Origin of the sequence: Pseudoalteromonas sp. P1-25 (assembly GCF_001401805.1) — a bacterium.
GTDB lineage: Bacteria > Pseudomonadota > Gammaproteobacteria > Enterobacterales > Alteromonadaceae > Pseudoalteromonas.
In genome coordinates, this window is sequence record NZ_LKDW01000021.1 from 73,120 (window position 1) to 79,380 (window position 6,261).

Below are 6,261 nucleotides of genomic sequence, written 5' to 3' on the forward strand. Positions count from 1 at the left end.
GCTAAGTAATCAGTTAATTAAATAACCGAAAGCTCTACTTCAATGTTGCCGCGTGTAGCGTTTGAGTATGGGCATACTTGGTGTGCTTTATTTACAAGCTCTTGCGCTGCTGCTTTATCCATATCACCGAGCGATACTGCTAATTTAACTGCAATGCCAAAACCGCCCTCAATCGCGCCAATAGAAACTTCAGAGTTAATATGCGTATCACTTGGTAAATCAATTTTTTCGCTACCGGCTACAAATTTTAGTGCGCCAATAAAACACGCTGCGTAACCAGCTGCAAATAATTGCTCTGGGTTTGTGCCTTGTCCATCATCGCCACCTAGCCCTTTTGGGGTTGATAAGTTTACATTTAAACGGCCATCGTCTGATTTAGCTACACCTTCACGGCCACCGGTTGCAGTTGCTTTTGCTGTGTAGGCAACGTTTTGTAATACATTCATAGTGAACTCCAAAGTTTATCAATTAATTTATTTTGCACGCAAAATAATAGGGCAAGTAATTAGAGATTGCAAATACTTTGCATGCAAATTAAAATGTTTTTTGAGTTAAAGGTATTAACACGTTGGGAGTTAGGTATGTCGTTTGAGCAATTAAAATTAAAAAATCAGCTGTGTCATAGGCTATATATGGCATCAAATAGCATTGCACGCGCTTACCGTGAGCCTTTAGCTGCACTTAATTTAACGTATCCGCAGTATGTAGTAATGATGGCACTGTGGGAGCAAGATGAAGTAACCATTGCGCAGCTAATAGATAAAACCGCTATTGATGGCGGCGCTATGACCCAAATACTCAAAAAAATGACCGAAAAGTGTCTGCTGGCTGTTATTAAAGACGAACACGACAAGCGTAAACGTCTAATTCAGCTTACCCAACGTGGGCAAGCCCTTAAAAACGAAGCCGCTGATATTCCAAAAAATATATTATGTAAGTTTGAAAGTGTAGACCCCACACAAGCTAAACAGCTTATGCAGCTACTTGATTTAGTAATAAGCGATTTAACAACTAAAAACGATGATGAGTTAGCCAACTAACGCGGTTATTTTTTGTTGAATAAACGCCCTAAATGCGCTGATCACCGGGGTCATTTGTCGCCGGTCGGCGTACATCATATAAAGCGGTAGCGGATCGCTTTGCCACTCGGGGCATAAATGAACGAGCTGCCCACTTGCTAAATCATCAATAACATCTAAGTACGACTTATACGCAATGCCTTTGCCCTCTAGCGCCCATCGTCTAACCATTTCGCCATCGTTAACTATGTGTTGGCAATTTAGCTGCACTTTTTGCACTGCGCCATTTTTATAAAATCGCCATTCTTTAAACACTTCGCCAAAGCGCATAAACGTAATGGTGGTGTGCTGCGTTAAGTTAAGTGGATGTGTAAGCAATCCATTGTTTGCTACATATTCAGGAGAGGCAACTAAAATACGCGCATTATTTAAAAAAAGTGGCGCTGCAATTAACTGCGAATCTTTTGGTACACCAAAGCGCAGTGCAATATCAATTGATTGGCTGTAAATGTCGCTTACTTCGTCACTTAAGTGCAGCTTAAGTTTTACATGCGGGTAGTGTGCTAAAAACTCATTAAGCCATTCACTTAGTTTATTGCGCCCTAAATCGCACGGGGCCGATACCTGTAGCGTTCCTGTTACTTCGCCTACTGCGGTTTGTACTGCAGCTACCCCTTGTTGAATAAGCGAAAGGGAGTCTTTGGCGTAACTTAAAAACTGCTCCCCTGCCACACTTAGGCGTAAGCTGCGGGTAGAGCGAATAAACAATACGTTCCCTAAATCTTTTTCTAGGCGCTTGATAGCTGCACTTACTGCCGCTGGGGTTTGCGCGTTTTGCCTTGCAGCCTCAGAAATACTGGCGCAACTGGCCACATCTATAAAAGTTTGAATATCGTTAAATGATCGCATATTTTCAATTAAAATTTGAAAGTGCTTTAGTTTTTCATGTCTTTTTCTATTTTTCAACTGAGCTATAGTGCTTATAAGTTAAAAATACTTGGTTAAAACCATCAGGAATTCACATGAAAGCATTTGGCTACACCAAAAACACTAAAACGCTTACAGCAAGCTCTATACAAGCTATTGAGCTTGATACCCCAACCGCCACCGGACACGACCTACTTATTGAAGTTAATGCTATTTCGGTAAACCCTGTAGATACAAAAATACGTGCCAATGTAGCGCCAGAGCAAGGCTACAAGGTATTAGGCTGGGACGGCGTAGGCGTTGTAAAAGCCGTTGGCGAGTCGGTTTCGTTATTTAATGTGGGGGATCGCGTATTTTACGCCGGCGATTTATCGCGCCAAGGCAGTAATGCGCAATTGCAATTAGTGGATGAACGTATTGTAGGGCGTGCGCCTAAAACATTAACCGACGCACAAGCCGCCGCACTGCCACTAACCAGCATTACCGCTTACGAAATGCTGTTTGATCGCCTGCAAGTGCCTAAAAATAAGCAAAATACTCAGCAATCTATGTTAGTCATTGGTGCAGCAGGTGGCGTTGGCTCTATTTTAGTACAGCTTGCCAAGCAGCTTACTGGGCTAAACGTAGTAGGTACTGCATCGCGCGAGCAAAGCGTAGCCTGGCTTAAAGAGTTAGGAGCCGATCACGTGCTCGATCATTCTAAAAACTTAAACGAGCAGCGCAAAGAACTGGGTTTAGCTGAGTTTGATTACGTTATTGGCTTAACCCATACCGACCAATACCAAGATCAAATAGTGGAGTGTATTAAACCCCAAGGTAAATTTGCGCTAATAGACGACCCAATATCGTTCGATATTTTAAAATTTAAGCGTAAGTGTATTTCGGTGCATTGGGAGTTTATGTTTACCCGCTCGCTATTTACAACTGCCGATATAACAGCGCAGCACACTTTACTTAATGAAATTAGTGAGCTGATAGACTCAGGTACACTTAAAACCACGCTTGGGCAAAATTTAGGCCCAATTAACGCCGCTAATTTATATAAAGCGCACCAAATTTTAGAATCGCACACCTCACGCGGTAAACTTGTTTTAGAAGGCTTTGAAGCATGAATCAGATTAAAAAAATACTTTTAGTTGCAGCCTGCAGCACCGCGTTTTTAACCAGCAGTGTGTTTGCTAATACCGCTAATCAAAATGCTGATTTAAAAACAGTAGCCACATTCGACGCTCAGCACCCACCGGGTAATATTGCTATTACCCCATCGGGTCGTAAGTTTTTATCGGTACATGGTTTTTACGGCCAAAAACAAAAAATTATGGAGCTATTAAGCGATGGCACCACTAAACCCTACCCTAATAAAGAATGGGCATACGCGTATAAAAACGGTAAAGGCTTTTACGATGTACTTGGCATAAATGTATCTGCCGATGGCGTATTATGGATGCTTGATACATCAGGCCCTGATCATGCTGGGCGTTTAGTTGGTTGGGATACCAATAAAGAGCAGCTGCATAAAATAATTTATTTAGCTAAACCCACCATTACCGACAGCTCGTTTTTAAACGATTTAGTTATCGATAATAAACACGGCGTTGTATACATCGCCGATACCGCACAAGGCAGCCAAGCCGCTATTATTACCGTAAATTTAAAAACAGGTGAGGCGCGCAGAGTATTACAAAATAGCCCATACACCACAGCCGAAAACATTGATATGGTCATTGAAGGGCGCACAATGAAACTAGGCGGTCAACCAGCTCGTTTAGGCGTAAACCCAATCACACTCGACCCAAGCGAACAGTGGCTTTACTTTGGCGCTATGTCTGGCACGTCGGTTTACCGTATTGCCACCAGCGATATTAACAATAAAAGCCTGAGCGCAAGCACCCTTGAGAGTAAAGTAATGCGTTACGGCACTAAACCCATTTCAGATGGCATTATTATTGATGGCGGCGGCAATGTGTATGTTACCGACATAACCAACGGCGCAATTGGCGTAGTAAAACCAAGCGGTAAATACCAGGTATTATTTAAAGACGAGCGCTTAAGCTGGCCAGATGGCTTTAGTTATGGCGCCGATCATAAAATATATTTTACCGTAGATGAGCTACATCGCTCGCCAGTATTAAATGACGGTAAAAATGCCAGCCAAGGAAAATTTAGTGTGCTGTCGTTCGACCCGCTAGTAAAAGGTAAAGTAGGGCGCTAATTACAGCGTATAAAACCCAAGCCACGCACATGCTGCGTGGCTTTTTGGTGCAACTTTTAAGCCTTTTAGCCCCAAAGTGGTGCTAAGCGTTTAAAAGTTATTTTTAGTGGTTTAATAAATACCTGATTTGTATTCATAAAATATTCAATTAACAGTTGGCATAATTCTTCCAAAGTACAAATGTGTTCAGTGAAACTTTCAAGGAAAATACCATGGCTAACCTATACCACACCCTTTACCTATTATGGCGTTTAGACATTAGCGTATGGCAGGTAAACGATCCGAGTAATACCCATACTACGTGCGACAAAGAGCGAGTTTACAGCCGATAAACTTCGTATTGATAGGCTTTGCAAGCACAGCCAATGCGTTGTATTGTTAAGTTACTAAAAACAATATGATTGGAACGTGTATGCACGCCTTAGAAGTAAATTTTGATGGCTTAGTTGGCCCTACTCACAACTATGCGGGTTTATCGTATGGTAACGTTGCCTCGTTAAATAATGCGGCAAGTTTTTCAAACCCGCAAGAAGCTGTGTTACAGGGCCTTGAAAAAATGAAAGCCATGCACGACAAAGGCTTAACACAAGGTGTGTTTGCGCCCCACGCACGCCCCGATCTGAACGTACTACGCCGCTTAGGTTTTACCGGCAACGACTCGCAAGTTATTCATAAAGCATTTAAAGCCGACCCTATTTTATTGCGCGCGTGTTATTCGGCCTCTGCAATGTGGACCGCCAATGCCGCTACTGTGTCACCCTCGCCTGACACCCTCGATGGCAAAGTGCATTTTACCTCAGCTAATTTAAACAATAAGTTTCACCGCTCGCTAGAGCCTGCTACAACTACCCGCTTACTAAAAGCTATGTTTAATAACGATAGCTACTTTGCTCATCACACGCATTTGCCTGCTCAGGGCTTTTTTGGCGACGAAGGCGCGGCTAACCATACCCGACTTTGCGACAGCCACGGCGAGCAAGGCTTAGAAATGTTTGTATTTGGCGCAAGTGCCTTTAATAGCCAGTTGCCAAAACCGGCTAAGTTTCCTGCAAGGCAAACATTAGAGGCCTCAGAAGCCATTTGCCGGTTACATAATTTAAAAGAATCGAGCCAAATTTTACTGCAGCAAAACCCAGATGTTATAGATCAAGGCGTGTTTCATAACGATGTAATTGCAGTAGGTAACGCAAACGTACTGCTTTGCCACCAGCAAGCATTTTTAAACCAACACGATGCCCTGCAAGAAATTCGCGATGCCTACACCGGCAGCAAACAGCTATACATAATTGAAGTACCTACCGATAAAGTAAGCATTAGCGATGCAGTAAGCAGTTACTTATTTAATAGCCAATTAGTAAGCCTAGACGATGGCTCAATGCTATTAGTAGCGCCACAAGAGTGCCAACGTAACAGTGCTGTAAATGCCTACATTGAAGAAATGATTTTAGCGGATAACCCAGTAAACCAAGTGCAGTTTTTTGACCTGCGCCAAAGTATGCAAAACGGCGGCGGCCCTGCCTGCTTACGTTTACGCGTAGCCCTTAACCAACAAGAGCTAAGCGCAGTAAACCCAGAGGTTATTTTAACCGATACTAAATACACTCAGCTTTGTGACTGGGCAAAACGTAATTACCGCGATAAGTTAGGCGCAAACGACTTTGCCGACTCAGCCCTCCTTACCGAAAGCTACCAAGCTCTGGATGAACTAACCCAATTGCTTAACTTAGGTTCAGTGTACGACTTTCAATTAGAAGGTTAATACCTCGTCAGTAAAACTAATGCAAAAATAGCGAGCCGAAGCTCGCTATTTTTATTTGGCTTATGCCAATGCTAATACGTATTTAAGCATCTTTTTAAGATCAGCAACGCGCTTTACCGTAACAGTACGATAAGTTCGTCAATACAAGCGTATATTCAACACGTTTGTGCTGTTGCTTGCTGCCGGTTTAATTGCAAGTAGCTTAAAAACCACATTACCAAGCCGCCTAAAAACAACGCAGCTGCAACATAACCCGTTTGATTAGGTGCTGCACCTTGTGCAATAACAGCCCCGCCAACCCAAGGGCCAATAGCATTTGCGGTGTTAAATGCGCATTGTACTAA

At 42.9% G+C, this 6,261-nt stretch carries 6 protein-coding genes and 1 pseudogene; 4 read left to right on the forward strand and 3 right to left on the reverse strand.

Annotated elements, in window-relative coordinates:
- Positions 1-17: 17 nt before the first annotated feature.
- Positions 18-446: an organic hydroperoxide resistance protein gene (locus tag AN393_RS13380; protein WP_055015773.1), complete on the reverse strand. Its 429-nt coding sequence runs from the start codon at positions 444-446 to the stop codon at positions 18-20.
- 135 nt (positions 447-581) lie between these two features.
- Between AN393_RS13380 and AN393_RS13385 the strand changes: the two genes are divergently transcribed.
- Complete coding sequence (locus tag AN393_RS13385; RefSeq protein WP_055018350.1) at positions 582-1,040, forward strand: MarR family winged helix-turn-helix transcriptional regulator; 459 nt, start codon at positions 582-584, stop codon at positions 1,038-1,040.
- Here the strand turns inward: AN393_RS13385 and AN393_RS13390 are convergent.
- Positions 1,029-1,928, reverse strand: a complete 900-nt coding sequence (locus AN393_RS13390; RefSeq protein ID WP_235575977.1) for a LysR family transcriptional regulator — start codon at positions 1,926-1,928, stop codon at positions 1,029-1,031. The two genes, AN393_RS13385 and AN393_RS13390, sit on opposite strands and share 12 nt — an antisense overlap.
- 113 nt (positions 1,929-2,041) lie before the next feature.
- On the opposite strand from AN393_RS13390, the gene AN393_RS13395 reads away from it, so the two are divergent.
- The 3 genes from AN393_RS13395 (at position 2,042) to astB (ending at position 5,917) form a co-directional block, all read left to right on the forward strand.
- Complete coding sequence (locus tag AN393_RS13395) at positions 2,042-3,058, forward strand: zinc-binding alcohol dehydrogenase family protein (protein ID WP_055018344.1); 1,017 nt, start codon at positions 2,042-2,044, stop codon at positions 3,056-3,058.
- On the forward strand, positions 3,055-4,158 hold the full coding sequence (locus tag AN393_RS13400; RefSeq protein ID WP_055018345.1) for an L-dopachrome tautomerase-related protein: 1,104 nt from the start codon (positions 3,055-3,057) through the stop codon (positions 4,156-4,158). The genes AN393_RS13395 and AN393_RS13400 overlap by 4 nt, the downstream gene beginning before the upstream one ends.
- A 412-nt stretch (positions 4,159-4,570) precedes the next feature.
- Positions 4,571-5,917 (forward strand): N-succinylarginine dihydrolase, encoded by a 1,347-nt coding sequence (gene astB, locus AN393_RS13405; protein ID WP_055018346.1) that lies wholly within the window; start codon positions 4,571-4,573, stop codon positions 5,915-5,917.
- A gap of 155 nt (positions 5,918-6,072) precedes the next feature.
- Here astB and AN393_RS13410 read toward each other — a convergent pair.
- Positions 6,073-6,261, reverse strand: a pseudogene (locus AN393_RS13410) (MFS transporter); the annotation flags it as partial.

Excerpts from the sequence above, each read along its gene's own strand:
- astB (WP_055018346.1), top strand. The coding sequence starts at position 4,571 with ATGCACGCCTTAGAAGTAAATTTTGATGGCTTAGTTGGCCCTACTCAC.
- AN393_RS13390 (WP_235575977.1), bottom strand. The coding sequence starts at position 1,928 with ATGCGATCATTTAACGATATTCAAACTTTTATAGATGTGGCCAGTTGC.
- AN393_RS13385 (WP_055018350.1), top strand. The coding sequence starts at position 582 with ATGTCGTTTGAGCAATTAAAATTAAAAAATCAGCTGTGTCATAGGCTA.
- AN393_RS13380 (WP_055015773.1), bottom strand. The coding sequence starts at position 446 with ATGAATGTATTACAAAACGTTGCCTACACAGCAAAAGCAACTGCAACC.
- AN393_RS13395 (WP_055018344.1), top strand. The coding sequence starts at position 2,042 with ATGAAAGCATTTGGCTACACCAAAAACACTAAAACGCTTACAGCAAGC.
- AN393_RS13400 (WP_055018345.1), top strand. The coding sequence starts at position 3,055 with ATGAATCAGATTAAAAAAATACTTTTAGTTGCAGCCTGCAGCACCGCG.